Genomic DNA, 25,400 nt, shown 5'->3' on the forward strand with positions numbered 1-25,400 from the left:
AATTTTAATGAAATTAACCGAATCGCCCTTGCTTTCAAAGTATTGATTCACTTTTTACTTTGCCAATAACCAAAGGAATTTAGGTTCACTATATTTAGCGGTGACTGTCCTCCTCACTCATAATTTTCAGGTAGTTTTCATAGCGATAAGGATGTATATACCCCTGTTCCAGAACCTCCAGGACTTTACAACCGGGTTCATTGATATGTTTACAATTATTGTATTTACACTGTCCCAGGTATTTCCTTAATTCTACAAAATAGTGAGAAAGTTCCTGGTCATCAATATCCAGAATCCCGAACTCTTTGATACCGGGAGTGTCTATAAAATACCCAGACTCACCAAATGGAAACATCTCTGCAAAGGTAGTAGTATGTACTCCTTTTGAAGAAAATTTTGAAACTTCCTGAGTTGCCTGAGTTGCTTGCGGTACCAATCTATTGAGCAATGTAGATTTCCCTACACCTGAATGTCCTGCCATCAAGGTAGTTTTCCCTGTCAGTCCAGGTTCAAATTTTTCCATTAAATCCTTATCATGTAAGGCAGAAAGCTCAATAATTGGATAACCCAGAGGAGCATAAATGTCATGAAGCTCTTCTAAAAAATCCAGGTCCTTTTTCTTAGTTAAAGTCTCTACCTTATTGACAAGTAGCGTGCAGGGAATTCTAAAACTTTCTGTACTTACCAAAAAACGATCAATAAAACCCAAAGAAGTTCTTGGATCTCTAACCGTCACCATAAGGTAAGCCTGATCAACATTGGCCGCCAGAATATGCGAAAAATGTTGTTTTCGGGTGGATTTCCTAATGATATAATTATCCCTCGGAACTATGGTGTTTATTACCGCTGTTTCCTGGTTTTTTTCCCTATCCAGAATGACATAATCACCTACGGCTATGGGGTTGGTTAATTTAAGGTTGTCCTGCTTGAACTTTCCTCTAAGCCTGGCTTTGATCATCTTGTCTCCAACTTTCACCTCATACCATGAGCCCGTTGTCTTGATCACTCTTCCTTCCATGTCTCTTTCTTAATGATTGCAACCGTCCTTTCAGCACTTCCCAAATTTTCCTTCACCAAGCTATTTGCTGAATCGCAAGCTTGTTCATAGGCTGCTTTTCCGCCAAGGTTTTCCATGACTGTCCTAATTTCTGTTTCATCCTTTACAGCAAATCCACATCCATATTGCTTACTTATTTCAGCTTCTGGAAACTTCGAAACCTTCTTTAATGGACCAAACAAAACAGGTATTCCAAAAGCCAAGGGCTCTAGGATATTGTGAAGCCCTTTACCCATAGCACCGCCAATATACGCACAATAGGCAAACTGATACAAGGAAGAAAGCATACCAATATTATCAATGATCAAAACATCCCAGGTACCAGATTGCTCCTCTTTTCTATATTCAGAATATTTTATTGAAGGCAAGGTAATTGCCTTCTGCCAATTTTCAATGGTTCCTAGATGAATATCATGAGGAGCAATAATAAATTGAAAGCCATGTGATTGATTAATAAAAGGAATCAGATTATCCATGTCTTCCTGCCATACACTACCAAGCACCATCACCTTCTTAGTGATACCTTGTGCTATCTCAGGAAACAACTTAGGTTGAAGCCTGGTCTTGTATACATTGTCGAACCGAGGATCTCCTGTCAAACTGATATTTTTAATTCCTGCTTTTTTAAGTAAGGCTTTGGACTCTCCATTCTGTACAAAGACATGATCAAAGCAAAAGAGCAGTTGTTTAAAAAAACCACCATACCAAGAAAAATACACCTGCTTTTTCCTAAAAGACGCTGCCACCAGATAAAGGGGGATTTTATTCTTTTTAACTGCAAGGATGTGATTGGCCCACAAATCATATTTAATGAAAAAAGCCATGTCAGGTGAAAGTAAGTCCACAAATCGATTGGCATTTTTGGGGGTATCAATAGGGAGGTAGCAAATAAAATCTACCCAATCCTGCTTTTTTTTGATGGCTTGTTCATAACCTGAAGGGCTGAAAAAAGAAACAGCTACCGACCAAAGTGGATGTTCTTTTTTAAATGCTTCAATGACAGGTTTTGCTTGTAAATATTCACCTAGAGAGGCCACGTGAAACCAAGCCAGCTCCTGAGGATTTGATTTCCTAAAGGAGATTATTTCTTCAAAGGTCTTTTTTCTTCCTATTACAGCGAGCTTGAGCTTGTCAGATCGTTTACTGCCAATTCTCATTAGCCGATCGAGCAAATTCATTCCCAGGTTATACAAAATCCTCATGGGGCAAAATTACATCAAAAATATTTCTTTGAGCAATCCTGCCTCTAATTCATGGCCTCCTGAATACTTCAGTTCTTTAAAATTGGCAAAACCAGCATCGGAAAGGCGGTTTTCCACTTGGGTATAAATATCTGATTGTAAAAAGGGATCATTGTCACCCAATGCCAAAATGACCTGACTGCTGTTAAGCCTTTCAAGCATTAGGGAAGTTTCCAAATCATAAGCAGGGGCTCCACCCCAAAAAACCACTTTTGTTGGTTTTAGATTTGATTGACAGATCCATCGACTCATAGTGGCCGCTCCTTGGGAAAACCCCAAAACATTAATTTGAGGCATATTTTCATACTTGAGAAGCAATTCTTCTATTATTCCATTGAGGTAAGCATTACTATTGGTGATGTCAATTTCTCGCTCATGTTTGGTCATCCAATTGGCCCCTACTCTTCCCGAAAAACCTTTAAGGTAAAAATGGTTGAGCCCCTCTGGAGCCACTATTAAGGTATTGTCTTCAAATAATAAATTGAATTTCCTTAGGAAAAATTTGGCCAGTTGACCATATCCATGAAAGACAATCCAAATCGTTTTTTCCTCTCCTAAGGGTGCATGGCTAAGCGAAAAAGTCTGCTTGGCCTGAAACTGTATTTCATTTTGAACCATTATTCATTTAAATCTTCAAGTTTATAAGGAAGCAATTGGTCAATTCCATCAGCCTTTAAAACATGCCCATCGGCACGGAGCATCAGCACCTCAATAGGGCTGTCAAATTTCATCTCGTATTCACTAATTGTCTGTCTGCACAAGCCACAAGGAGTAACAGTAGCCAAACCAGAATTATCAGATTTTTTGGCCACAATGGCTATTGATAGGGGTTTTAAGTCTGGAAAATTGGAATGTGTATAACTTAAAAGTACCCGTTCTGCACAAATCCCTGCAGGGTAACATATGTTTTCCTGATTATTTGCCCAGAAAGTTTGTCCATCTTCTAAAACAAGCGCTGCACCAACCCGGAAATTAGAGTAAGGTGCATAGGCCTTGTCAGTTGCTTTGTTTGCCAAGTTTATCAAATTTGCCTGGCTTTCATTCAAACCCTCAGGAGAAATCATTTCCATGGTATTGATATTGCTGACTTTTTTGGTTCTTTTCATATTCAAATATATCAATTTTCTCAAGAGCGAGGTTAAATACAAATTTTAAGAAAAGTCATTAAATCTTTATAAAAAGTAAGGGAACAAATGTGCTAATATTTATCTCCTCGAGAAAACCCCTGAGGCAAGTAGTGATAATAACCCATAAATTGACTTTTCCATTGTCAAAATTAAATTTAATTAATTGATAATTATTTTGGCTTTTTGGAGGTTTTGAATTATTTATAATTAACTTAAATGGTAATTCATTAACACAAATTAACCCCATTTAACCTCTATTAGGCAAAAACATCGTTTTTGGGAAGAAAATTTTGATAAAATCAACTTCCCTTTAGCCTTATTAGCCATTTCAGGTTAAAAATTAAAGACTATTTGAATTGTTAAATTATCGTCAATTAATCGGTTAAATTTTATGAAGAAAAATTTTACTTATTGTTTATTCACGTTGTTACTATTGCTAATTAACGGTAGCCTTATGGCTCAGCAAAGTACTGTCAACGGAAAAGTGACATCTGCAGAGGATCAGGAAGGTCTTCCAGGTGTTAGCATTGTAGCAAAAGGTACAGGTACCGGTACGGTCTCTGATATTAACGGGAACTTCAGCATTAATGTCCCTGATTCAAACACCGAACTGGTTTTCTCCTATATTGGGTATGCTTCCCAGACCATTACGGTAGGCAACCAGCAGAACCTAAATGTAGTAATGGAATCCGAAGCAAAAGGTTTGGATGAATTTATTGTGACGGCATTTGGTATTTCCCAGGAGAAAAAATCACTGGGCTATGCTGCTCAAAACATAGATGCAGAAGCCATTACCAAAACAAAACAGCCCAACTTGGTGAATTCCCTTCAAGGTCAAGCAGCTGGTGTTCAGATAACCAACTCAGGTGGTGCTCCAGGCCAGTCAGCAAGGATCATCATCAGAGGGATCAACTCCCTAGACCCAGGAGCTAACAACCAACCGCTCTTTGTCGTGGATGGTGTGCCTGTGGATAACTCCACCATCGAGTCTACTGGTACGCCAAGGGGCCTATCGAACAGAATGGCCGACCTTAACCCCAATGATGTGGCCTCCATTTCTGTACTGAAAGGTGCAGCAGCAACCGCTCTCTATGGAGTAAGGGCTGCAAATGGTGCGGTAATTGTCACCACCAAAAAGGGCAAGGCAGGAGAAGTCAGGGTTAATTACAATGGCTCAGTAGGTTTTGAAACCCTCAACCAATTGCCAAAATTACAGGACAAATATGGTCAGGGCTTTAGTGGAGAGTACCAGCCATCTAGCTTTTGGCCATCTTGGGGAGCGCCTATAGCAGAAGTACAACAAACCGTTCCCGATCACAAATACCAGGACAACTGGAACCGGGTTTTTAATACCGGCGTACAGCTCGACAATAACCTGAGCATTTCCGGAGGTAATGAAAAGGCTACTTTTTATGGTTCCTTTGGCAACCTAAAACAGGAAGGTATCATCCCTTTTTCTAGTTGGGACAGAACCACCGCCAAATTATCAGGAAACGTGAAGGTTTCTGAGAAGTTTGATTTCTCTGGATCTGTCAATTACAGCAACTCGGGAGGAAATAGGGTTCCTCATGACCGGTTTATGGAGCGTATGATGTACTGGTCCGAAACCACCGATGTCCGGGATTATATCAATGAGGATGGAACGATGAGAACCTATTCCAACACCAATCCAATCTATGATGCGCGTTTTGCAACTTATGAAGATGATGTCAATAGGGTAATAGGAAATATCAATTTTAATTACAGCCCTACCGACTGGCTTGCCTTTTCTTATCGCCTGGGAAATGACTTCTACAGCGACCAACGTACAGAAATCACTCCTGGACCAAAAGGTATTGACGGAGAGGTTCCTTTAAGTTCAACAGGTTATTTGGAGGAAACAAGGATCAACAGCAGGGACCTAACCTCTAACTTCTACCTTACTTTAAAGAAACAGTTTTCTACTGACCTTAATACCAGCCTGAGGTTGGGTAATGATATATTTGAGCGAAAATATGACCGAGTTACAGCACGTGGTGAAAATTTTGTTATTCCTGAATTTTACAACCTCAGTGCAGCCTCTCAGATTTTTGCCAGTCAATACAAATCCATAAGAAGATTGGTAGGTTTTTATGGAGATTTGATGGTTGATTATAAAAATTACCTCTTCCTGAACATCACCGGACGGAATGACATTTCTTCTACCCTACCCAAGGACAACAACTCCTTTTTCTACTCTTCCTTTAACTTGGGTTATGTGTTTAGCGAAAATATGGAGCTACCTTCCTGGTTGACATTCGGTAAATTAAGGGCCTCATGGGCACAGGTAGGGAAAGATACTGATCCACATATCCTAGGTGCTACTTATGTCTCACCTTCCATTTTTCCTTTGAATGGTCAGGTAGGTTTTACAAGAAATTCGGTTTATGGAGATTTGGCACTTAAGCCAGAGCAGACTACTTCTATTGAGTTTGGTTTGCAAACCGCATTTTTGAACAATAGGGCCAATTTTGATGTCACCTATTATAAATCTAATGCGAGAGATCAGATTATCCCTGTTCCGGTATCCGATGCCACAGGCTTTTCTTCTTATATCACCAATGCTGGTGAGATCCAAAACAGTGGATTTGAATTTATCTTGGGCGGAAGTCCAATAGAAAGCCAAGGTTTTTCATGGAACATTTCCGCCAACTTATCCATCAATAATAATGAAATTAAAGCCATCAAGGAAGGCATTGATGAAATTGTGGTGGGAAGCCAATTTGGGTACGCGGGATCAACCGTTACTATGAAACTATTGGAAGGAGAAGCCTATGGTAATATTTTTGGTAGTTCTTACCAAAGGTTTGGTTCAGATCCTGACAATTTGTTTTTGGACCGCAGTCTTCCGGTAATTATTGGGGCCAATGGTTTTCCATCTAGAACTGGTACACAGCTTATCTTAGGTAATGCTGTGCCCAAATGGATTGGTGGAATTCGAAATGATTTCAACTACAAAGATTTCGAATTATCCTTCCTTATCGACTTCAGAACAGGTTTAGAACAATACAATCAATATGCGAACTTCCTTTCTGCATTTGGCAAGAATGAATTCACGGAGGCTCGGGAAGATTTTAGGGTTTTTGATGGAGTGCTGGCTGATGGAAGTCTTAACACAAAAGAAGTTTGGCTGGGTCAAGGAGAAGGACCTGATGGCATAGATTATGGGGCTGGATACTGGAGAAATCATTACAGAACTACAAGTGAGAATTTTGTCAGTGATGCCAGTTTTATCAAATTACGCAACATCACCCTTGGTTACAATCTAAACCCTGGTCTACTGGAAAGAACTCCGTTTAGAACAGCAAGAGTTTCTATAGCTGCCAATAATATTATCCTTTACACCCCTTGGGACGGATTTGATCCAGAGTCTTTTTCTGCCGGGGCTGGCGGTAATGCCATTGGTTTAACTGGTCTGGGCTATCCCGGCGTACAGAGCTTTTTCTTTAACCTGAACCTTGGACTTTAAAAACTGCAATTATGAAAGTGATATATACTATACTCGGCCTAATGCTCTTTTTAGCTTTAAGCTCATGTGAGAATTTTCTCGATGTCAACGAAAATCCTAATAATCCGCAGGATTCACCTATTTCTGGACTGATGACCAATGCTACTTACGAGACTTCTCTCAATGTACAAGCAATTGGTAGCATCACCTCCCATTATGTACAATACCTGGCCTCGCCCAATCCAGCTGGTGCTTCAGATATTATGGATGCGAGCAATTATAGTGGGCTGTGGTTTGATTTGTACAATGTGATGACAGATTTGACAGACCTGATGCAAAAGGCCGAAGAAGAAGATGCAGGACACTATCTAGGGGCCGGCCAAATCCTAATGGCACTTAACCTGGGAATGACTGTTGATATTTTTGGAGACGTCCCTTATTCAGAAGGTTTTGATTTTACTTCGGTCACACCAGTTTATAATGATGACCAGCAATTGTATACAGAGGTATTTAGCCTACTCGATCAAGGGATCCAAAATCTCTCAGGAACTACGGCCCTTTCCCTAGGAGATGACGATTTCATCTTCAAAGGGGACGTTTCTTCCTGGATAAAATTTGGTAACATGCTTAAGGCCAGGTTTATGCTTCACACAAAAGGAAAAGCGGCTTATAATGCGCAGACCATTTTAACCGCCCTAGACAATGGCATGATGAGCAATGAAGATGATGCCACTGTGGTGTTCTTTGAGCAGCGATTCAACCCCTGGGCTCAAGAGGCTATTGACAATGAAAACCTACTTTTAGGAGGATGGATTTCAACCCAATTTATAGAAGCATTGGATGGAACGTCCTATTCTACAATGGATCCAAGAATGCCTTTGATGATTGGGGCCACGGATGATGGGGAGTACATAGGTGTCACCAATGGGGCAGGCAGAGGCAATGCACCTGAACAAGGTGCAAGATCTACCCTGATTCCCGGACAATATTATACTTCTGAGCAATCCCCTCTTTTAATTGCCACCTATGCAGAGCAGAAATTCATAGAAGCAGAAGTTGCTTTACCAACGGACCCCGACAGGGCATATGCGGCCTATCTTGAGGGAATTGAAGCCCATATGGACATGCTAGAGGTAAGCGCTGACGATAAAATGGCATATCTCAATAATCCAGAAGTAAGCATGGGAGCATCCTCTCTTAGCCTAGCAGATATCATGAAAGAAAAATGGGTGGCCCTCTTCCTCCACCCAGAAACCTGGAATGATGCCAGAAGGTTTGATTACAGTTATAAAGACATGACCTTACCTGATAACCTAAATGGCAATCTCAACGGACAGTACATCAGAAGGCTGGCCTATCCAGACAATGAGGTGAGCAGAAATGGGCAAAATGTCCCTGATGTCACCCTTTTGGACAGGATTTGGTGGAACGAGTAATAGTTTTAAATCCCCTCTTTATGACAAAAAGAGGGGATTTTTCTTAAAAACAACGAAAACTTTCCTTTCAGGCCAGAAAGAATGATGTACATGTAGCCATGGGCTGCTCCCATGGTAAATTGTATACCCGACTCCGGATTTTGGCAGTATTTTCCCTTTTTTTCTGCAACAATGCTGACAAAATCAATTTACCTAAGCTTTGTTGTGAAACTGATTGATCACAATTAAAGCAGTGTATAGCCAGTAATTGCTAAAATCACTTCCCCAATTGGCCGGAAAATGTTACTTTTCCTAGGGCTTAAAAGCCAGATTAAAATGTATTTCTCAGAGACCTTTCCTATGAAACATTGTAAATGGTTGTGCATATTGCTATTCTTTTCCTGCACCGTTCAAAAAATCAACAAGACTGTACGTACTTCAGATGTGTTTGAAAAAGGGCACATGGGTTTTATGCTTTATGATCCGGTAAAGGACAAAACCCTGGTGAAATTGAATGAAGCCAAGTACTTTATTCCTGCCTCCAATACTAAAATATTCACCTTTTACACCAGCTACAAAGCCCTTGGTGATGGATATATCAATGGGCTAAATTATACCTACCAGGGCGATTCGCTAATTTTTTGGGGAACAGGTGACCCCTCACTTTTGCACCCGGACTTTAAGGACAGTACTGTTGTGAACTTTCTAAAAAAGGAGGATAAAAAATTGTATCTAGTGGATAATTTTGAGCAGCTTTCCAGCTATGGCCCGGGTTGGTCATGGAACTGGTTTCCTTACTATTTTGCTGCTGAGCGATCCGCCATGCCCATTTATGGAAATGTTTTGCGCTTTTCTAAAAGAGCTGAGTTAGCGGAAGCATCACCCTATCCAAAATCTGTCCTTTTACCGCTAATGCCATCAAATCGAACGCCTCCAGATAATTATTTTATCCAAAGAGACTTTAAAAGAAATACCTATGAATATGCCATAAACAAAGAAAAAGACAGCTTGACTTTTGCAACCGATAAACCATTTATTACCTCTGCCACATTGACCAAAAACCTCTTGCAGGAAGCTGTGGGAAAACAAATAACACTCCTAGAAAACAAGGGCATTACCCAAGGGTCACATGAGAAATTGCAAACGGTTAAGGCAGATTCCTTGTATGCGCAGATGATGAAAATTAGTGATAATTTCTTGGCCGAACAGCTGATGGCCCTGGTCTCTGATGCTGTTTTAGACTCCATCAATATCAATGGAGGCATCGCCTATGCCAAAAAACAATGGTTGGCAGATCTGCCTGATGAGCCACAGTGGGTGGATGGATCTGGGCTTTCTCCACAGAATATGTTTACCCCTCGCTCGGTAGTAAAGTTGCTTCAAAAAATCCATACGGAAATCCCTATGGAAAAGATCAAAGCCTACTTCCCGGCAGGTGGAGAATCTGGAACTATCCGCAACTGGTACCCGGCAGATCCGGGGCAACCTGCCTATATTTTCGCTAAAACAGGCACCCTTGCTATGAGCACCGCACTCAGTGGTTATTTATTCACCAAAAGTGGAAAAGTACTGCTCTTCAGCACCTTCTTTAACAATTACATAGGAAGCTCCAGCGTGCAGAAGAAAGAATTGCAAAAGCTATTGTATTTTATTCATGATAAATATTAATGGTTAATTATTAATTGTTAATGTTCCGAAATTTTGGAGTGAAAATTAGGGTTTAGGCGGATAATATCAATTTAAAAATATAGAAACCAGTGACCTATAAGGAAACCATAGAACTACTTTACGCGCTTCAAAATCCTGAAAAGGTCGTTTTTAAGGAAAGGAAATTTGGGATTGTCTCTAATAACTCTTTGGGGATATATCATTCAGAACTAAAGAAGATCGCTAAAGAGATTGGCAAGGACAATGAACTTGCCCTGCAACTTTTTGATAGCGGTATTTACGAAGCCCGCATTTTATGTAGCAAAATTTTCAAGCCCAAGGATGTTACCGTTGACTTGATGGAAAAATGGGTCAAAACTTTTGAGAATTGGGAGGTATGTGATAGTTTTTCTATGGGGCTGTTTGCTAAAAGTGAATTCGCCCTTGAAAAGATCTTGGAATGGACAAAAAGGAAACCTGAATTTGAAAAAAGAGCAGGCTTTACAATTATGGCTTCCTACTGTATGGCAGATAAATTGTCAGACAATTCAATATTTGAACCCTTCTTCCCCATCATTAAGCGAGAAGTAAATGATGAGAGAATCTATGTCAAAAAAGCGGTGAATTGGGCATTCCGTAATATTGGGAAAAGAAACACTGACCTCAATAAAAAAGCCATATTAGTAGCCCAGGAAATTCTGGATACTGAAAGCCCTACAGCAAAATGGATTGCAAAGAATGCATTGAATGAATTAGAGAAAGACCATATTAGAATGTCAGATTATCCAAGGGCAATCTATAGGAGATAGGTGGAAGGCTTTGTATAATAACATTAAAAAAATTAGGCATAAACTAAGGAATAAAGAAAAAACATTTTTCTTTATTTTATGCAAATTATTTTAAATAACTAGGCTTAAATACATCGTGATAAGCAATCCTGTGAATTGAAAAATAGAATAGGAAATAATTGCAAAGCCAGATTTTATCCATTTAAAGCCAATTGTTTACATCAGGTTTACCTATATTAAAATGTTAAAGTTTGAATAATAAGGATGCCAGAGATTAGCAGATTTTACGGAATAATTATCAAAATGTACTTCAATGAATATAATCCTCCTCATTTTCACGTAGAGTATCAGGATTATGAGGCGATTGTAAATATTGAAACAGGAGAATTAACTGGTAAAATTTCAAGAAGAGCACTAGGTCTTGTATATGAATGGCTGGATCAAAACAAAGAAGCGCTACTTGAAAACTGGTAACGAATAGAAGAACGGAAACCTCTTAACAAAATTAAACCATTGGACTAATAACAGGGAATACACTACTCATAAAAGTCAAACAAGCGGAATACGTATCAGATTACCAAATAAGGTTAACTTTTTCGGACGGATTAACTGGGACCGTAGACTTAAAAGACGAAATATGGGGAGAGGTTTTCGAACCATTGAAGGATATTAATTATTTTAAAAATTTCACCAAAGACCGCTGGACAATTGGCTGGGATTGTGGGGCAGACTTTGCCCCTGAATTCCTTCATGCGTTCACTAAAAAGCAATCCAAAAAAGCGCATACCATTGGATAAAAGGAATGGCAATTGTTAATTACTAATGGATAATTGTTAATTTGTTGGACAGGACTAAATCATCCGAAATTCAGCCTCCTTCGAAAGGATACAACATTACATCGCGACCAATCAATTGAATTGGCAGAAAGATAGATTTTCTGTTTAGCCAAAAATTCATAATTTGATTTGACTCAATGAGCGTTAAATCAATTAAAGCCCCATTAGATTATTACCTATTGAATCCTTAGACGTAAATTACATGATATTACAAATGGTAATTGGTTAGGCCAAAAATCAATATGGAATCAATAAGCATTTTTGAAATAATAAAAGTTGGCATTGGACCATCCAGTTCCCATACCATGGGACCCTGGAGGGCAGCCTTGTCTTTTTTAAATCACCTGAATAAAAACAAGCAAATCAACAAAGTCACAGAGATTAAAACCTACTTGTATGGTTCACTCGCAAAAACAGGCTTAGGACATGGTACCGACAAAGCCGTGATGCTGGGACTCTCTAATGAGGATTTCCTTACTATCGATACGGATAAAATAGACGAGAAAATTGACCAAATAAATCAAAACGCTTGCATCAATATTTCAGAAAGCCATGCCATTCCTTTTAACTACAAGCAACACATCCTTTTTGAATTCAAAAAAAGTTTGGATTACCATCCGAATGGGATGCGGTTTGATGCTAGTCTAAGTGATGGTAATCTTGTTTCTCGGGAATATTTTTCCGTAGGTGGTGGTTTTGTGGTTACCCAGGCTACTGATCAAATAGCCCAAAACCCTATCAAAACAGAATACCCCTGCCATTCTCAAAAAGACCTTTTGGATAACTGTAACAAACTAAACCTGACCATTTCTGAGCTGGTAATGCTTAACGAAACAGCCTGGCAAAGTGAGGCCGAAACCAGAAAACAAGCCCTTTACATTTGGAACGAAATAAAAAACTGTATTTTTAGAGGTGTAAATAAATCAGGGCTATTACCGGGAGGACTTAAGGTTAGGCGAAGGGCTTACGATCTGAACAAAAAATTTTTGCAGGGACAAAAATTTAATAATGTAGCGGATTGGATCAAGTCCATAAAAAAAGGGCCAAAAGATTTTAACACTGTCAACAAATGGATAAGTGTTTTTGCCTTAGCGGTAAATGAAGAAAATGCCTCTTTTGGTAGAATCATTACTGCACCTACCAATGGGGCCTCTGGCGTAATCCCTGCTGTACTGATGTATGCTTACTGTTTTACGCCAAATTTTGATGAGGATGAAATCGTGAAATTCATACTCACTGCAGGAGAGATCGGTACCCTCTATAAAAAAGGGGCAACTATTTCTGCAGCCATGGGAGGATGTCAGGCTGAAATAGGTGTCTCAAGTTCTATGGCAGCAGGCGCCCTTACAGAAGCACTTGGCGGGAGAAAAGAACAGGTATGCCAAGCCGCAGAAATCGCCATGGAACACCACTTGGGCATGACTTGTGATCCAATTGGCGGTTTGGTACAAATTCCTTGTATTGAAAGAAATAGCATGGGGGCCATTAAGGCCATCACTGCCTCTTACATGGCTCTGGAAAGCGACGCTTCAGCAGCCCGCCTGAGTTTAGACAATGTCATTCAGGTAATGTGGGAAACGGCTTTGGACATGAAATCTAAATACAAAGAAACATCTGAAGGAGGCCTGGCAAAAATCCCGGTCAATATTGCAGAATGTTAAATTAGGTTTTTTTAACTTAAAAATCGAAAGTATAAATACTCCAGGTGCACCAAAATTGGATGCAATATCCAAAAATAGTATATTTCATTATTCTTAATGCTGCATAAAGGTCACCATAATAATGAAGAAAATTTTCAAAATACTTTGGCTATTGTTGCTCCAATTCTCAGTCTTGTCCATAGTAGTGCTTGCACAAGAAGGGGGGAAATTATATAAAACCTATTGTGCAGGGTGCCATGGAGCTAATCTGGAAGGCAATTCAGCCAGTTCCCTTATCAAAACAGAGTGGAAATATGGTAGAAGCACAAGCCTGATGATTAGGAATATTACTTTTGGGATACCCGAAACCGAAATGATTGCCTGGAATCAGGTTTTGAGTACTGATCAGATCAAATCATTGGTCGATTTTATTTCTGAGGCCCAGAAAATTCAACCAAATATGGATCGTTCCATTCCTAAGGATATTCAAACTGAAAAATATGATTTGAAGATTGAGGAATGGGTAATTGATGCTATCAAAACTCCTTGGGCCCTTGAGTTTGTCTCTAAGAACCGTGCACTAGTATCTGAAAGGCGTGGAATGCTTCGCTGGATAGTGGAAGGAACCCCTTCAGAAGACCCGATTAAAGGAGTTCCTCAATCCCAAGAGTTCAGAACTGGTGGATATATGGATATTGCCATTGATCCTGAATATCAAAAAAATGGATGGATCTATCTGGCTTTTAGTTATGCCCCAGAGCGTATTACTGATGACTCTGCTCCTGCCATGACCAAAATTGTAAGAGGAAAAATTAATCAAAACCAATGGATAGCCGAACAAACCCTGTTTGAAGTACCGAATGACCTTCTGGTGACCAAAGGAAATCGATGGGGATGCAGGTTTTTATTTGACAAAGCTGGGTACCTGTATTTTTCGATTGGTGATATGGGATATGCCGAAGACGCTCAGGATCTGAGTAAGCCAGTAGCAAAGATTTACCGTATCAATCCTGATGGAAGTATTCCCACTGACAACCCATTTATAAATAAACCCGGTGCATTGCCTCAATTGTTTACAATAGGCAACAGAAATGTTCAAGGAATCGCTCAACATCCCGATACTGGTGAAATCTGGTTTACAGAACATGGCCCTATGGGAGGTGATGAATTGAACATCTTACAGAAAGCCGGTAATTATGGCTGGCCTAATATTACCTATGGAATAGACTATGATGGGAGTGTTGTATCTACCCAAACAAATCAGGAAGGAATGTTGCAGCCCATTATCTACTGGAATCCATCCATTGCCGTTTCCCCAGCTGAATTCTCTGACAGTCCCTTGTTTCCCCAATGGAAAAACAATTTATTCATAGGGGCACTTGCCTTTGAGGAAGTAAGAAGACTAACTATCGACGGCCATAAGGTGGTACAACAAGAAATGATCCTTAAAGGTTATGGCAGGGTTCGAGACCTTAAATTTGGGCCTGATGGTGCATTATATGTGGTGCTTAATCAACCAGACAAAATTTTAAGGATCACTCCTCAATAAGGTATTGATTGAAAAGCTGCCATCGACATTCCCTTGACAATGTTTTTACCAACAATATATTCAAACCTATTTAACAAGAAAATACATGACTAAAAAACGAATTCTTTTTACTGGTGGATCGGGAAAAGCAGGTAAACATGTGGTTCCCTATCTGCTCGCCCAAGGACATAGGGTGATGAATGTAGACCTGAAACCTTTGGATCATCCTGGGGTGGACAATTTGATAGCGGATATAACAGACTCCGGGCAAATGTTCAATGCCATGAGTTCCTACGCCGCTTTAGATGAATTAGAGCCTGGCAATGGGGTACCAAAATTTGATGCAGTGGTGCATTTTGCTGCCGTTCCCAGAATTCTGATCAACCCTGACAATGAAACTTTTCGTGTCAATACCATGGGTACCTACAATGTAATAGAAGCAGCGGTCAAACTTGGCATTAAGAAAATCATCATCGCTTCTTCGGAAACCACCTATGGTGTCTGTTTTTCTGATGGCCCAACTGATCCTAATTCTTTACCTTTAGAAGAGGGTTATGATGTAGACCCCATGGACAGTTATGGCTTATCAAAAGTAGTCAATGAAAAAACTGCCCGCAGTTTTCAGCGTAGATCAGGCTTTGATATATATGCCTTGCGTATAGGAAATGTGATTGAGCCCCACGAATATGCTGAACTCTTTCCCCATTATTTCAAAAACCCTGAAGTGCGCAGAAGAAATGCTTTCTGTTATATCGACGCGCGAGACCTTGGACAGATTGTAGACTTGTGTTTGCAAAAAGACGGACTTGGTTACCAGGTATTCAACGCGGGAAATGATCACAATGGTGCTATTATTCCTAGCAAAGAATTGGCAGAACAATTTTTCCCCGGTGTGCCGATTACCCGTGAATTGGAAGAACATGAAGCTTTGTTTTCAAATAAAAAAATACGTGAAGTACTTGGCTTTAAAGAACAACACAATTGGCGGAAGTATGTAAAATGGGAATGATTGCTCGAAAACTGAAAAGTTAACATCGAAATTTTATTCTGTATTGTCTGACAGAAAATATTCTTATCAATAAACCTTACCTCTTAAATGAAAAATATTTTTAGATCTCTTGGGATTTTTGTTTTAGCGCTTGTATTTCAATCCTGCACCAGCGCCAATGATGTTCATGTAAGCAGCCCTAATGGAAAATTTAGGTTTGAATTACTGACTGAAGATTCACAGCTATATTATCGCGCATTTTTTGATGATAAAGAGATCATAGGAAAGTCTATACTTGGATTTGAGCTTTCTGACACAAGCAATATCAGCCAAAACCTTGAAATAAAAGAGGTTAAAGAAAGTAAAGTAGCAACAAACTGGAAGCCAGTTTATGGTGAAAAAAACCTTTATCCAGAGCAATACCATCAGTTCATTGTTACCTTTAGTTCAAATAACCAAAAAACGCCTCTCTTCCAACTCAACATAAGGGCATACAATGAAGGGCTTGCCTTTCAGTATGCATTTGAAAATCCCGGAAAGGTTACCATTGATGCTGAACTAACCGAATTTTCTCTTCCTGCCCATGCAGAGGCATGGATTTCTGAAAGGGCTCAAGGAGAAATTATCAAACAAAAAGTTAGCGAAATAGGCGAAAAAATTGTGGACCGTCCCTTATTAGTGGAGCTTCAGGATTCCTTATTTGTAGCCTTGGGTGAAGCTGCTTTGGTTGATTTTGCCAGAATGAAGTTTGAATTGTCTAAGGAAAAGCCTACAGCTTTGGTCGCCAGTCTTGATGGAAAAGTTCAATTTGATCGGCCATTTACAAGCCCTTGGAGAACAATTATGGCAGGAAATTCAGCAGGTGAAGTACTGGAAAACAATTACCTACTATTGAACCTCAATGCTCCAAATGCCATAAAAAACTCAGATTGGATAAAACCCGGAAAGGTTATTCGTGAAGTTACGCTCACCACAGATGGGGGGATTGCCTGTGTAGATTTTGCTGTGAAACACAATTTACAATACATTGAATTTGATGCCGGATGGTATGGTAATGAATACGATGACGCTTCGGATGCTACCACCATTACAGTAGATCCAAACCGCTCCAAAGGCCCTCTGGACCTCAAGCAGGTAATCAAATATGCAGAAAGCAAAGGAATAGGGGTGATTTTGTATGTCAACCGAAGAGCTTTAGAAAAACAACTGGATGAAGTATTGCCATTATTAAAATCATGGGGAGTAAAAGGTATCAAATATGGCTTTGTTAATGTAGGTCCACAGGAATGGACCAGCTGGTTACATGAGGCGGTACGAAAGGCCGCAGACCATGGTCTTATGATAGACATACACGATGAATACCGCCCAACGGGCTATTCTCGCACCTATCCAAACCTGATGACACAAGAAGGTATTCGCGGGGATGAGGAATCTCCTGACAATACCATGGTTTTAAAAACCTTGTTTACCCGTATGCTGGCAGGTGCCGGTGACCATACCAACTGCTATTTTGCAGAAAGAGTGGACAGTAAAATGGGCTCACATGCTTCGCAACTGGCAAAGGCATTAATGATCTACAGCCCCTGGCAATTCCTTTATTGGTACGACCGACCTGAAAATTCTCCGGGAGCACATAAAGGAGCTGGAAACAGTACCAATTTTATCTTGGAGGTGCCTGAATTGACATTTTTCGACCAAATGCCTACCGTTTGGGATGACACTAAAGTGCTATCCGGCTACCCAGGAGAATATGCAGTTGTCGCCAGAAGAAGTGAAGACACCTGGTTTGTCGGGGCGCTTAATGGAATGCAGGAAAGAGACAGTGAAATCTCATTCGAATTTTTAGACCCAAATCAAGAATATACCGCTATAATTTTCACGGATGATGAAGAAGTGAAAACCCACAGCAGGGTAGCATTAGAGACAAGAAACCTAACGTCAAAGGATGTGATGAATTTCAAATTGGGAAAACACAAGGGCATGGCTATGGTTATAAAATCTACTAAATAATAAAAAAGTGATGGCCAATAACGAGAAACAGTAATAGCTATTAGCCCATTTGGTTTAAAAATGCAGCATATAATCTTTCAATAAAGCAATGTATTCGGGGGTATAGGCATTGTTTGCGTCTTTGATAACCAATGCAGATTTTTCGGGTTGGTCTATCTTTATTCTAGCAAAGGAAGCGATCACACGGTGAACTTTACTGGTTTTTCTGTCCTGAAGAAGGGTTTGGGTATTTGCGTAAAAGCCCTTCTCTGTTCCAAGACTTTTAAAAGCCTCCATCTCATTGGGAGGTAATATTAGCCAAAGAACCCCTTCTGTTTTCAGCAAACGATCAATTCCCGTCCACAAATCGGTGAAGTTAAGGCCCTGTTCATGCCTGGCCAAATTGATGTTTTGTTTGCTGCTTTGTAATTGACCACTGTAATAAGGAGGATTGGTGATAATCAGATCGTATTGCTCGATATTATTTGGTTCAAATTCCTGAAAGGCTTGTTGGTGAACCTTGATATTAATCCCTAGCTTATTAAAGGAAACGTTTTGCCTAGCCTGTTCAAAGGTTTCCTTGTCAATTTCCACCGCATCAATGCTGGCAACTGGGTACTTTTGCGCCATCATCAATGCCAGCACCCCTGTACCAGTGCCTATGTCCAGAATAGTATCAGGAGTTGTCTTTGCCACTGCTAGTGATCCAAGCACTACCGCATCGGTGCTCACTTTCATGGCACATCGCTCCTGCTCCACTCTAAACTGCTTGAATTGGAAATAGGTGTTTGGGCTGCGTTTCATTTTGCATTTTGCTCAGCTTCATAACCTACATCTGCAGGTAAATTATACCCTGTAGCGGCTGTTACTGCCAATTCATCACACCTTTCATTTAAAGGGTTGCCAGCATGGCCTTTCACCCATTGAAAAGTAGGTTTGTATTTCATGTGAAGGGGAATGTACTTTTTCCACAGGTCCATATTTTTTTTACCCTTAAAGCCTTTCTTTTGCCAACTCCATATCCAGCCTTTTTGCACTGAATCAACGACATATTTACTATCCGAATAGATTGTAATTGGTATACCTTCTACTTTCAATGCTTCCAAACCTTTGATCACTGCCAAGAGCTCCATCCTGTTGTTGGTGGTCAAACGAAAACCCTCGGAAAGTTCCTTTCTTAAATTTTTATAGAGCAATACCACACCATAGCCTCCATTTCCTGGATTGCCTTTACTGGCACCATCGGTATATATTTTTATCATGAGCAATTCTAATTTGCATCAAAAATAGGGGAAATATCGCAAACCGTCCACAAAGGGAGACCAGACTTTACAATATTCCGAGCCCTATACCTTAAACCTAATTAGGAAAAGTTTTTTCCTTAAAACACCTGCTTTGTAAGTGCTTTACTGCCTTTACCTTGCCAACACCTGCTTTGCCTTGGCAAAAGAAATTATTACATGAGAATAATTTGGATAAATGCCCAATTATTTCGTTTTTAAGAGATAATTGGGCACAAAGATTAGAACAATAGAGGCTAAGCTTGGGCGAAAACGAATTATTAGCAATGATTGAAACATGAAGAAATACATTTTAAGCAAAGCTGAAGAAATAATTACCCAAGCCGAGGAGCCAGAATACGAATCCATCTCAGTTCGCGATTTCCTTATGGAATTTGATTATGCAACAAAGTATTTACCCAGGTTCCTAAAAGTCCGCTCTTTTGCACTTTACATGCTATTTTTCAAAAGGGCCTACTACTCGATAGGTAATAGAAAAATCAAGCTCAAAATATCCGCCTTAGGTCAAAACATGCTTTCCAACTTTGGAAACCCCATGTCTAAGGATGTGGTAAAGCGAGGAATCAATGACCTGGTAAAATTCGGTATCCTAGAAAAATTACACCGGCCCGGAAAAATCAATGAATACATTGTCAAATTACCTTCTGAAATCAAAGCCATAAAAAAGTTAATTAAAATTGAAGATACCATTGAGGAAAGTATATATGGAGATTCGGAAGAGGATATTCTGACGGATGAAAACAAAAGAAACAAGATCTTAAAAAGAGACAATCAAAAATGTTTCTACTGCCTTTGCGAACTTAAGGCACCTGATTTTTACCTAAACCACATACATCCAAAAGCAGATGGCGGTTATGATTGGAAATCAAACTTAGTATCTTCCTGCAGAACTTGTAATACGGTAAAAAATGCAGATAAGGTAGATACTGTTCTATTGAACAATCTAAAAAAAGGCCTGATCTTAAATTCTGAGTATTTAGAGCAGATAAGTAAGTTGGATAAATTGAAGGCTGAATACCAACAAATAAAGGAAAACATCGGTAATATACCATAAACCCAAGCTCAGAAGAGAATGGGTTTAGGTATAAACACAGCATTTAAAAATGCTCAATTGAATTTATTCCTCAAAGGCACATTCAGAATCTTCAGCCTTCCATATGATCTGCTTCGAATCGAGGTCATCTAGCGTATGGTCCTCCTCAATTTGGTTTCCAGAACAGTCATAAGTAACAAGCTGCCAATTACAATTAGAGCAACAACTGGCCAAATAAAACACGGTTGCACCATTATAGATGGCCTGTCCTATATAATTATATTCCGACATCTCAGCAGAGGCATGGTTTTCCTGCAAGATTTTTAGCCAAGGTAGTTTGGTTAGCGGTTCCGTTACACCACAAATAGTCTCAGGATCTCGGTCTTCGTTACAGGAAAAACAGAGGAGAAGACAGAGAAGAAGAGGAAAAGTAAATTTTTTCATAAAAGCGTTAATTTATAATAAATTGGTTTTATACCCATACGTCTTTTACCCCGGTTTCGCTACATGGGGCCTTTGATAAAATAGCATTAAGGTGAAAAAGATCCCACTATTTCAATTGCTCCCCTCACATATTATTATGAAAAAACTTATAAAACAGAAGCGCTTGGTGAAAAAGGCTAAGTTTGAAGCTTGAAGATTGCAATTTTAGTCATAAATTAAAGATTGAACACTTAACCTTTACCACGAATGAAAAATAGTTTTGGCCGCATCGCTCTTATCCCCCTGCTCATGGTTTTATTCAATTCCCCTCTTTTAGCGCAGGAAATGGACTTTGAATCTTATAACCCCAAGTCTACCTTGGTGGTACCCGAGCACCCCATCAAAAGAGCAAAGTTTCCCTTTGTTGACATTCACAGCCACCAGAGAAATGTTGATGAATCACTTATTTCAAACCTAACAAGGGAAATGGATGAAATAAACATGGCGACCATGGTTAATCTTAGTGGTAAAAGGTTTACGAGAAGCGGAGATGAAGGCGCCGCTGAGGATTACTTAAATTCAATGATTCAGGAGTTCAATAAACACGCCCCGGGAAGATTTATTGTCTTCACAAACCTTTCTTTTGATGGTATAGGAGGTAAAGGGTGGAAAGACAAAGCAGTCAGCATTTTAGAGGAGGATATTAAAAATGGGGCCAATGGTTTGAAGATCTTCAAAAGTTTGGGTTTGAGCGTGAGAGACATACATGGCAAAAGAGTACCTATCAACCACCCGGATCTGGATGCCATCTGGGCCAAATGCGGTGAATTGGGGATTCCCGTATTGATCCATGCTGCCGATCCTGCCCCCTTTTGGGAACCTATGGATAGCAATAATGAGCGTTGGTTAGAATTAAAATTACGCCCAAACAGAAAAAGAGGGCCTGATAATCCTGCTCCCTTTGAGCAAATCATAGCAGAGCAGCATGCAGTTTTCAAAAAGCATAAAAACACCACTTTTATCAATGCACATATGGGTTGGATGGCCAATGACCTGGCAAAGGCAGGTGAACACTTGGACAAATACCCGAATGTGAATTTTGGAATAGCAGCCGTAATCGCTGAATTTGGCCGCCAACCTAGAGCTGCTAAAAAGTTCTTTATCGATTACCAAGACAGAATTCTTTTTGGAAAGGATGCCTATAACAAGGAGGAATTTTACACCTATTTCAGGGTGCTAGAAACCGAGGATGAGTATTTCCCTTACTACAAAAAATACCACGCCTATTGGCGCATGTATGGTTTAGGCCTTCCCGATGAGGTACTCAAGAAAGTCTATTATAAAAATGCGCTACGAATTGTTCCCAATATGGACAAAAGCCTTTTCCCGGATTGATCCTTAATTCTTTATGGGTGAAATGACAACTGCTGAACTTTACAAGTTATTAATTTCTCCTCGTACTGATAACATTTTTATCGTCAATAAATTACCGAAGTTATTCGTTAATTTTGACTATCTCTTATTTAATCACTAGAACAAGTGTACCATTCTTAAATATCCATTTATTTCCATGGGAAAATACCCTTTCTCTACAGTAATAGCTGTAATAATAATGCTTTCTTTAGGTGTTTCTTGCAAAAAAGATCCTTTACCAGATATCCGTCCCATTGGGAATATTTCTTTGGCCATTGACATAGAAGGCTGTGCTAAATCTAGTCTTTCTTCAGAACGAATAAATAATATTGAATCAATTTGGCTTTCAATTGAGAATGCTAATGGAGTTATTGAAGGCTATCCCAAAAAGTTCGAAGATTTTTTGTTTGAGGATTACACTATTAATTTGACAATCAAAGACCTGCCAATAGAAAACTATACGCTTAGCGAATTATTCCTGATGGATAATAAAGGTGAAGTGATATATGCTAGCCCAATTATAAATTCTAAACTTTCAGCCATCATAACAAATCCACTTCCTCTCGAATTTGAAACACTAGAAAGCCAAATAGGTACAATTACTACAACAAGTCTATCAACAAGATGCTTTACTCCCGAAGACTTTGGTGTAGAAGAAGCAGAAATTAATTTCAGTGTAGATTTCGCCAATGTTGGTGGGACATTCGAAGGCGAAATTGAAATATCAACTCAGAAAGCAATTGATGAATTTGGGGCTTTCTGCTATACAAAAGTAAATGGAGGTATAACGATTTCATCAAGTGATGAACAATTAGATTTATCACCCTTTAGATCAATACAGGAAATTGGTTATCTCCTCATATACACTAATCCACAATTAAGAAGTCTCAAAGGTTTTCATAGCCTGAGTTCTTTGGATCACTTAACGATTCACAATAACACTAATTTAACATCATTAGAGGGGTTTTCAAATCTCAAGGAAATTAAAAATAGAGGGTCTTTTACCTCAAATCCAAAAGTAACAAACTTTAAAGGTCTGGAAAATCTTAACTCTGTTAAAAATTTCCTGAGAATTCAAGATAACTACAATTTATCAAGCTTAAACGGGTTAAACAATCTAACAAATTGCGGAACAATTCACATTTGGTATAACCCAAACCTTAAGTCTATTGCTGATTTGGAAAAGTTAACATCTGTAAGTTCAATTGAATTTGGAAGTAATTCAAATTTGGAACCAATTTGGGAGATTTTTAGACCCTTAAAAGAAATCAAAGGCCTAAGCCTTTCAAATATGGAAATAGATAATTTCTTCAATAAATTTCCCGAGGATTTCAAAATCACTGGATCCATAAACTTAAGTAAAATCCACGGTTTAGAAAGCCTTAATGGTCTTCCTGTTGGAGAAGAGTTACAAGAAGACCTTGCCATTAGGCATATATTAAAATTAGAAAGTCTAGAGGGTCTGGAAAACTTACAGTCTGTAGGAAGAAACCTACTAATAGACTTACACCCAAATCTAAAAACATTAAAAGGCCTGGACAATTTATCCTATGTGGGAGACAGATTTACAATTAAAGACAATCCGAAACTGGATGATCTATGTGCTTTAAATAAATTGTTTTCTGATAGACTAGCCTACGGCTTTATCATAAATAAAAACGCTTATAATCCAAAATTAAGTGATTTTAAGAATGGTCGCTGCTACAAATATTATTATTTACCTGCCTCAAATTGAAAAAAATAGTTCTACCAAATAGGTAGTAATTATCACCAAAGCGACTACTTTCTTCAGAGGAATGCAAAAAACATATTGGAGATATAAAAATAATCATCTCCTGCAAAGTATAAATTGGATATGTAGCCTTATTTAAAAAGGTCTAAATTTATTGAATTTTAACCCTTGAAAGGATTAAACCCGGATTATGTAATAGAATGTCTATTGCATATTTCGGGTTAAAGCACAATCACACCTTTAAGTTTGTTGTTCCTTTTATTGGCATCCTTGCTACTAATAATCAAAGTGTATTTAAGTTTTTTACCTGGTTGGTTGGCACGAAACCTTTCACCTGAAGTATAAACTACGGATTGCCCCGGTTTCATACTAGAGGTCTTGGTATCAAAACTGATCATCTTACCATTTACTTTTAAAAACACGCGGTACTTTCCTGCCGGCACAGCTTCAGGCCCGATATTTTTAATGGCGTATTTGAAAGTCCGATAGCCATTTACTTCAGCATCTAGCATAACCTCCATGGCCTCCATGTCAAATCTAGGCTCTTGCTGAGCCATAAGAGGTGAACAGGCTAAAAAACAGACAATTAAAAATTTCCCAAACATACTTTTTTTAATTAAGTGAATCCTAAAATAAAAAAAGCCCGGTCACAATAGCAACCGGGCCTAGCATTTTTTAAATACTTTTTTAGTTTGCAGCTGGAGCAGCTGGTGCTTCAACGCCTAACTTAGCCAATACAAGATCTGTAAAAGGATCGTTGTCTTTGGTATACAAAAGAACAGGTGCTTGACCAGCAGACTCACTTAAAATATGAGAATAGTTATTTTCTGCTGCTACTGAATTAATAGCATTGTAAACCTTGGTCTGTACAGGCTCCAATAATTCCTGAAGCTTTCGCTGATAGGAAGCTTGTGCATCTTGTTCAAACTTACGGATTTCTTGCTCTAACTTTTGTAATTCTTGTTGCTTAATACCTCTTGCTTCTTCAGTCATTGCGGCTGCACCTTGCTGATATTCCTGCATTTGTCTTTGAAAAGCAGCGCTTTTAGATTGGATCTGTTGACCTAATTGATTGCTATAATCTTTGATATCAGCATCTATTTGCTCCATCTCTGGCATCAGGCTCATAATGTATTCCACATTTGTATACCCTATTTTGACGTCTTGAGCATTTGCTACAAATCCAAAGCAAAAGAGGGCAATTGCTGATAGGAAAATTCTTGCTTTCATAATTGTTAAACTTGGTTAATTTTAATTGTTTTCTTCTAATCCTAATTCTTCTAATATAAAATCTGAGTAATCATGCCTTGGGTCCGTATAGATTATGGACGTTGGACTTGATGCTTTGTCAAATAAAATGGCAATACCATTTCTTTTGGAGACCCGATCAATGGCGTCATAAATGGTCGATTGCAACGGTTGAAGCAATTCTGCTTGTTTTTGATACAGTTGTCCGTTGTCACCAAATATCCTATTATTGAAAGCCCTGGCCTCTTTTTGTTTCTCCCTAATTAGTGCCAGTCTTTCCTGGTACATTTCTTCGGTGAGCAAAACCTGCTCTCCTTGAAGGTCACTATACATTTGTTGTATAGCCTCCTCCAAATTTTGTGCCTCTTTTTTCCACTCTGCACTTAGGGCTTCCATTTCCCCCTGAATCTTTTTGTAATCCGGATGCTTGTTGAGAATATATTCTGTATCAACATAGCCTAGTTTCTGCCCCATTAGCACAATTGGCAAAAAGGTTAGCAAAAATAACAATTTCAGGGACTTTTCCAT

At 39.1% G+C, this 25,400-nt stretch carries 23 protein-coding genes; 13 read left to right on the forward strand and 10 right to left on the reverse strand.

Annotation, left to right across the window (positions count from 1 at the left end; all coding sequences use genetic code 11):
• Positions 1–94 precede the first annotated feature (94 nt).
• From rsgA to AC13EX_RS12300, 4 genes are read right to left on the reverse strand one after another with little or no spacing between them, the layout of a single operon-like run.
• The gene (gene rsgA, locus AC13EX_RS12285) at positions 95–1,018 is read right to left on the reverse strand and encodes a ribosome small subunit-dependent GTPase A (RefSeq protein ID WP_482892902.1); all 924 of its coding nucleotides are present in this window, start codon (positions 1,016–1,018) and stop codon (positions 95–97) included.
• Entirely contained in the window at positions 1,003–2,235 is a 1,233-nt protein-coding gene (locus AC13EX_RS12290) for a 3-deoxy-D-manno-octulosonic acid transferase (RefSeq protein WP_482892903.1), read from the reverse strand. The genes rsgA and AC13EX_RS12290 overlap by 16 nt, the downstream gene beginning before the upstream one ends.
• 33 nt (positions 2,236–2,268) lie before the next feature.
• Positions 2,269–2,916, reverse strand: a complete 648-nt coding sequence (locus tag AC13EX_RS12295; RefSeq protein WP_482892904.1) for an alpha/beta hydrolase — start codon at positions 2,914–2,916, stop codon at positions 2,269–2,271.
• Positions 2,916–3,404: a cytidine deaminase gene (locus AC13EX_RS12300; protein WP_482892905.1), complete on the reverse strand. Its 489-nt coding sequence runs from the start codon at positions 3,402–3,404 to the stop codon at positions 2,916–2,918. The genes AC13EX_RS12295 and AC13EX_RS12300 overlap by 1 nt, the downstream gene beginning before the upstream one ends.
• Positions 3,405–3,879: 475 nt before the next feature.
• On the opposite strand from AC13EX_RS12300, the gene AC13EX_RS12305 reads away from it, so the two are divergent.
• The 10 genes from AC13EX_RS12305 to AC13EX_RS12350 all read left to right on the forward strand — a co-directional run bounded on the left by AC13EX_RS12305 (position 3,880) and on the right by AC13EX_RS12350 (position 17,743).
• A complete protein-coding gene (locus AC13EX_RS12305) occupies positions 3,880–6,912 on the forward strand; it encodes a SusC/RagA family TonB-linked outer membrane protein (protein WP_482892906.1) in 3,033 nt (1,010 codons plus the stop codon).
• Positions 6,913–6,923: 11 nt separating this feature from the next.
• Positions 6,924–8,327 (forward strand): SusD/RagB family nutrient-binding outer membrane lipoprotein, encoded by a 1,404-nt coding sequence (locus tag AC13EX_RS12310; protein WP_482892907.1) that lies wholly within the window; start codon positions 6,924–6,926, stop codon positions 8,325–8,327.
• 339 nt (positions 8,328–8,666) lie between these two features.
• The gene (locus AC13EX_RS12315; RefSeq protein WP_482892908.1) at positions 8,667–9,974 is read left to right on the forward strand and encodes a D-alanyl-D-alanine carboxypeptidase/D-alanyl-D-alanine-endopeptidase; all 1,308 of its coding nucleotides are present in this window, start codon (positions 8,667–8,669) and stop codon (positions 9,972–9,974) included.
• Between the two features lie 89 nt (positions 9,975–10,063).
• On the forward strand, positions 10,064–10,762 hold the full coding sequence (locus AC13EX_RS12320; protein WP_482892909.1) for a DNA alkylation repair protein: 699 nt from the start codon (positions 10,064–10,066) through the stop codon (positions 10,760–10,762).
• Between the two features lie 243 nt (positions 10,763–11,005).
• The gene (locus AC13EX_RS12325; protein ID WP_482892910.1) at positions 11,006–11,215 is read left to right on the forward strand and encodes a DUF4160 domain-containing protein; all 210 of its coding nucleotides are present in this window, start codon (positions 11,006–11,008) and stop codon (positions 11,213–11,215) included.
• Between the two features lie 68 nt (positions 11,216–11,283).
• Entirely contained in the window at positions 11,284–11,538 is a 255-nt protein-coding gene (locus AC13EX_RS12330; protein WP_482893072.1) for a DUF2442 domain-containing protein, read from the forward strand.
• A 281-nt stretch (positions 11,539–11,819) separates the two neighbouring features.
• A complete protein-coding gene (locus AC13EX_RS12335) occupies positions 11,820–13,238 on the forward strand; it encodes an L-serine ammonia-lyase (protein WP_482892911.1) in 1,419 nt (472 codons plus the stop codon).
• 121 nt (positions 13,239–13,359) lie between these two features.
• Positions 13,360–14,766 (forward strand): PQQ-dependent sugar dehydrogenase, encoded by a 1,407-nt coding sequence (locus tag AC13EX_RS12340; RefSeq protein ID WP_482892912.1) that lies wholly within the window; start codon positions 13,360–13,362, stop codon positions 14,764–14,766.
• A gap of 85 nt (positions 14,767–14,851) precedes the next feature.
• Entirely contained in the window at positions 14,852–15,754 is a 903-nt protein-coding gene (locus AC13EX_RS12345) for an NAD-dependent epimerase/dehydratase family protein (RefSeq protein ID WP_482892913.1), read from the forward strand.
• Between the two features lie 87 nt (positions 15,755–15,841).
• Positions 15,842–17,743: a glycoside hydrolase family 97 protein gene (locus tag AC13EX_RS12350; protein ID WP_482892914.1), complete on the forward strand. Its 1,902-nt coding sequence runs from the start codon at positions 15,842–15,844 to the stop codon at positions 17,741–17,743.
• Between the two features lie 54 nt (positions 17,744–17,797).
• Here AC13EX_RS12350 and AC13EX_RS12355 read toward each other — a convergent pair whose 3' ends face one another.
• Together AC13EX_RS12355 and rnhA are read right to left on the reverse strand one after the other, a co-directional pair.
• Positions 17,798–18,526, reverse strand: coding sequence for a tRNA1(Val) (adenine(37)-N6)-methyltransferase (locus AC13EX_RS12355; protein ID WP_482892915.1), 729 nt, complete (start codon positions 18,524–18,526; stop codon positions 17,798–17,800).
• Positions 18,523–18,984, reverse strand: a complete 462-nt coding sequence (rnhA, locus tag AC13EX_RS12360) for a ribonuclease HI (protein ID WP_482892916.1) — start codon at positions 18,982–18,984, stop codon at positions 18,523–18,525. The genes AC13EX_RS12355 and rnhA overlap by 4 nt, the downstream gene beginning before the upstream one ends.
• A gap of 316 nt (positions 18,985–19,300) precedes the next feature.
• Between rnhA and AC13EX_RS12365 the strand changes: the two genes are divergently transcribed.
• On the forward strand, positions 19,301–20,077 hold the full coding sequence (locus AC13EX_RS12365; protein ID WP_482892917.1) for an HNH endonuclease: 777 nt from the start codon (positions 19,301–19,303) through the stop codon (positions 20,075–20,077).
• A gap of 63 nt (positions 20,078–20,140) precedes the next feature.
• On the opposite strand, the gene AC13EX_RS12370 is transcribed toward AC13EX_RS12365, so the two are convergent.
• On the reverse strand, positions 20,141–20,500 hold the full coding sequence (locus AC13EX_RS12370) for a hypothetical protein (RefSeq protein WP_482892918.1): 360 nt from the start codon (positions 20,498–20,500) through the stop codon (positions 20,141–20,143).
• A 246-nt stretch (positions 20,501–20,746) separates the two neighbouring features.
• Between AC13EX_RS12370 and AC13EX_RS12375 the strand changes: the two genes are divergently transcribed.
• Both AC13EX_RS12375 and AC13EX_RS12380 read left to right on the forward strand, forming a co-directional pair.
• Positions 20,747–21,874 (forward strand): amidohydrolase family protein, encoded by a 1,128-nt coding sequence (locus AC13EX_RS12375; protein WP_482892919.1) that lies wholly within the window; start codon positions 20,747–20,749, stop codon positions 21,872–21,874.
• A gap of 175 nt (positions 21,875–22,049) precedes the next feature.
• Complete coding sequence (locus tag AC13EX_RS12380) at positions 22,050–23,627, forward strand: leucine-rich repeat domain-containing protein (protein WP_482892920.1); 1,578 nt, start codon at positions 22,050–22,052, stop codon at positions 23,625–23,627.
• Positions 23,628–23,845: 218 nt separating this feature from the next.
• On the opposite strand, the gene AC13EX_RS12385 is transcribed toward AC13EX_RS12380, so the two are convergent.
• The 3 genes from AC13EX_RS12385 to AC13EX_RS12395 form a co-directional block, all read right to left on the reverse strand.
• A complete protein-coding gene (locus AC13EX_RS12385; RefSeq protein WP_482892921.1) occupies positions 23,846–24,229 on the reverse strand; it encodes a hypothetical protein in 384 nt (127 codons plus the stop codon).
• An 82-nt stretch (positions 24,230–24,311) separates the two neighbouring features.
• Positions 24,312–24,854, reverse strand: coding sequence for an OmpH/Skp family outer membrane protein (locus AC13EX_RS12390; RefSeq protein ID WP_048641562.1), 543 nt, complete (start codon positions 24,852–24,854; stop codon positions 24,312–24,314).
• Positions 24,855–24,875: 21 nt separating this feature from the next.
• Positions 24,876–25,400, reverse strand: a complete 525-nt coding sequence (locus AC13EX_RS12395; protein ID WP_048641561.1) for an OmpH/Skp family outer membrane protein — start codon at positions 25,398–25,400, stop codon at positions 24,876–24,878.

It is taken from the genome of Cyclobacterium sp. L-R (assembly GCF_056859355.1).

What these genes read in the sequence shown, in the direction of transcription:
- rsgA (WP_482892902.1), bottom strand. Translation starts at nt 1,018, where the DNA reads ATGGAAGGAAGAGTGATCAAGACAACGGGCTCATGGTATGAGGTGAAA.
- AC13EX_RS12290 (WP_482892903.1), bottom strand. Translation starts at nt 2,235, where the DNA reads ATGAATTTGCTCGATCGGCTAATGAGAATTGGCAGTAAACGATCTGAC.
- AC13EX_RS12295 (WP_482892904.1), bottom strand. Translation starts at nt 2,916, where the DNA reads ATGGTTCAAAATGAAATACAGTTTCAGGCCAAGCAGACTTTTTCGCTT.
- AC13EX_RS12300 (WP_482892905.1), bottom strand. Translation starts at nt 3,404, where the DNA reads ATGAAAAGAACCAAAAAAGTCAGCAATATCAATACCATGGAAATGATT.
- AC13EX_RS12305 (WP_482892906.1), top strand. Translation starts at nt 3,880, where the DNA reads ATGGCTCAGCAAAGTACTGTCAACGGAAAAGTGACATCTGCAGAGGAT.
- AC13EX_RS12310 (WP_482892907.1), top strand. Translation starts at nt 6,924, where the DNA reads ATGAAAGTGATATATACTATACTCGGCCTAATGCTCTTTTTAGCTTTA.
- AC13EX_RS12315 (WP_482892908.1), top strand. Translation starts at nt 8,667, where the DNA reads ATGAAACATTGTAAATGGTTGTGCATATTGCTATTCTTTTCCTGCACC.
- AC13EX_RS12325 (WP_482892910.1), top strand. Translation starts at nt 11,006, where the DNA reads ATGCCAGAGATTAGCAGATTTTACGGAATAATTATCAAAATGTACTTC.
- AC13EX_RS12335 (WP_482892911.1), top strand. Translation starts at nt 11,820, where the DNA reads ATGGAATCAATAAGCATTTTTGAAATAATAAAAGTTGGCATTGGACCA.
- AC13EX_RS12340 (WP_482892912.1), top strand. Translation starts at nt 13,360, where the DNA reads ATGAAGAAAATTTTCAAAATACTTTGGCTATTGTTGCTCCAATTCTCA.
- AC13EX_RS12345 (WP_482892913.1), top strand. Translation starts at nt 14,852, where the DNA reads ATGACTAAAAAACGAATTCTTTTTACTGGTGGATCGGGAAAAGCAGGT.
- AC13EX_RS12350 (WP_482892914.1), top strand. Translation starts at nt 15,842, where the DNA reads ATGAAAAATATTTTTAGATCTCTTGGGATTTTTGTTTTAGCGCTTGTA.
- AC13EX_RS12355 (WP_482892915.1), bottom strand. Translation starts at nt 18,526, where the DNA reads ATGAAACGCAGCCCAAACACCTATTTCCAATTCAAGCAGTTTAGAGTG.
- rnhA (WP_482892916.1), bottom strand. Translation starts at nt 18,984, where the DNA reads ATGATAAAAATATATACCGATGGTGCCAGTAAAGGCAATCCAGGAAAT.
- AC13EX_RS12365 (WP_482892917.1), top strand. Translation starts at nt 19,301, where the DNA reads ATGAAGAAATACATTTTAAGCAAAGCTGAAGAAATAATTACCCAAGCC.
- AC13EX_RS12370 (WP_482892918.1), bottom strand. Translation starts at nt 20,500, where the DNA reads ATGAAAAAATTTACTTTTCCTCTTCTTCTCTGTCTTCTCCTCTGTTTT.
- AC13EX_RS12375 (WP_482892919.1), top strand. Translation starts at nt 20,747, where the DNA reads ATGAAAAATAGTTTTGGCCGCATCGCTCTTATCCCCCTGCTCATGGTT.
- AC13EX_RS12380 (WP_482892920.1), top strand. Translation starts at nt 22,050, where the DNA reads ATGGGAAAATACCCTTTCTCTACAGTAATAGCTGTAATAATAATGCTT.
- AC13EX_RS12385 (WP_482892921.1), bottom strand. Translation starts at nt 24,229, where the DNA reads ATGTTTGGGAAATTTTTAATTGTCTGTTTTTTAGCCTGTTCACCTCTT.
- AC13EX_RS12390 (WP_048641562.1), bottom strand. Translation starts at nt 24,854, where the DNA reads ATGAAAGCAAGAATTTTCCTATCAGCAATTGCCCTCTTTTGCTTTGGA.
- AC13EX_RS12395 (WP_048641561.1), bottom strand. Translation starts at nt 25,400, where the DNA reads ATGGAAAAGTCCCTGAAATTGTTATTTTTGCTAACCTTTTTGCCAATT.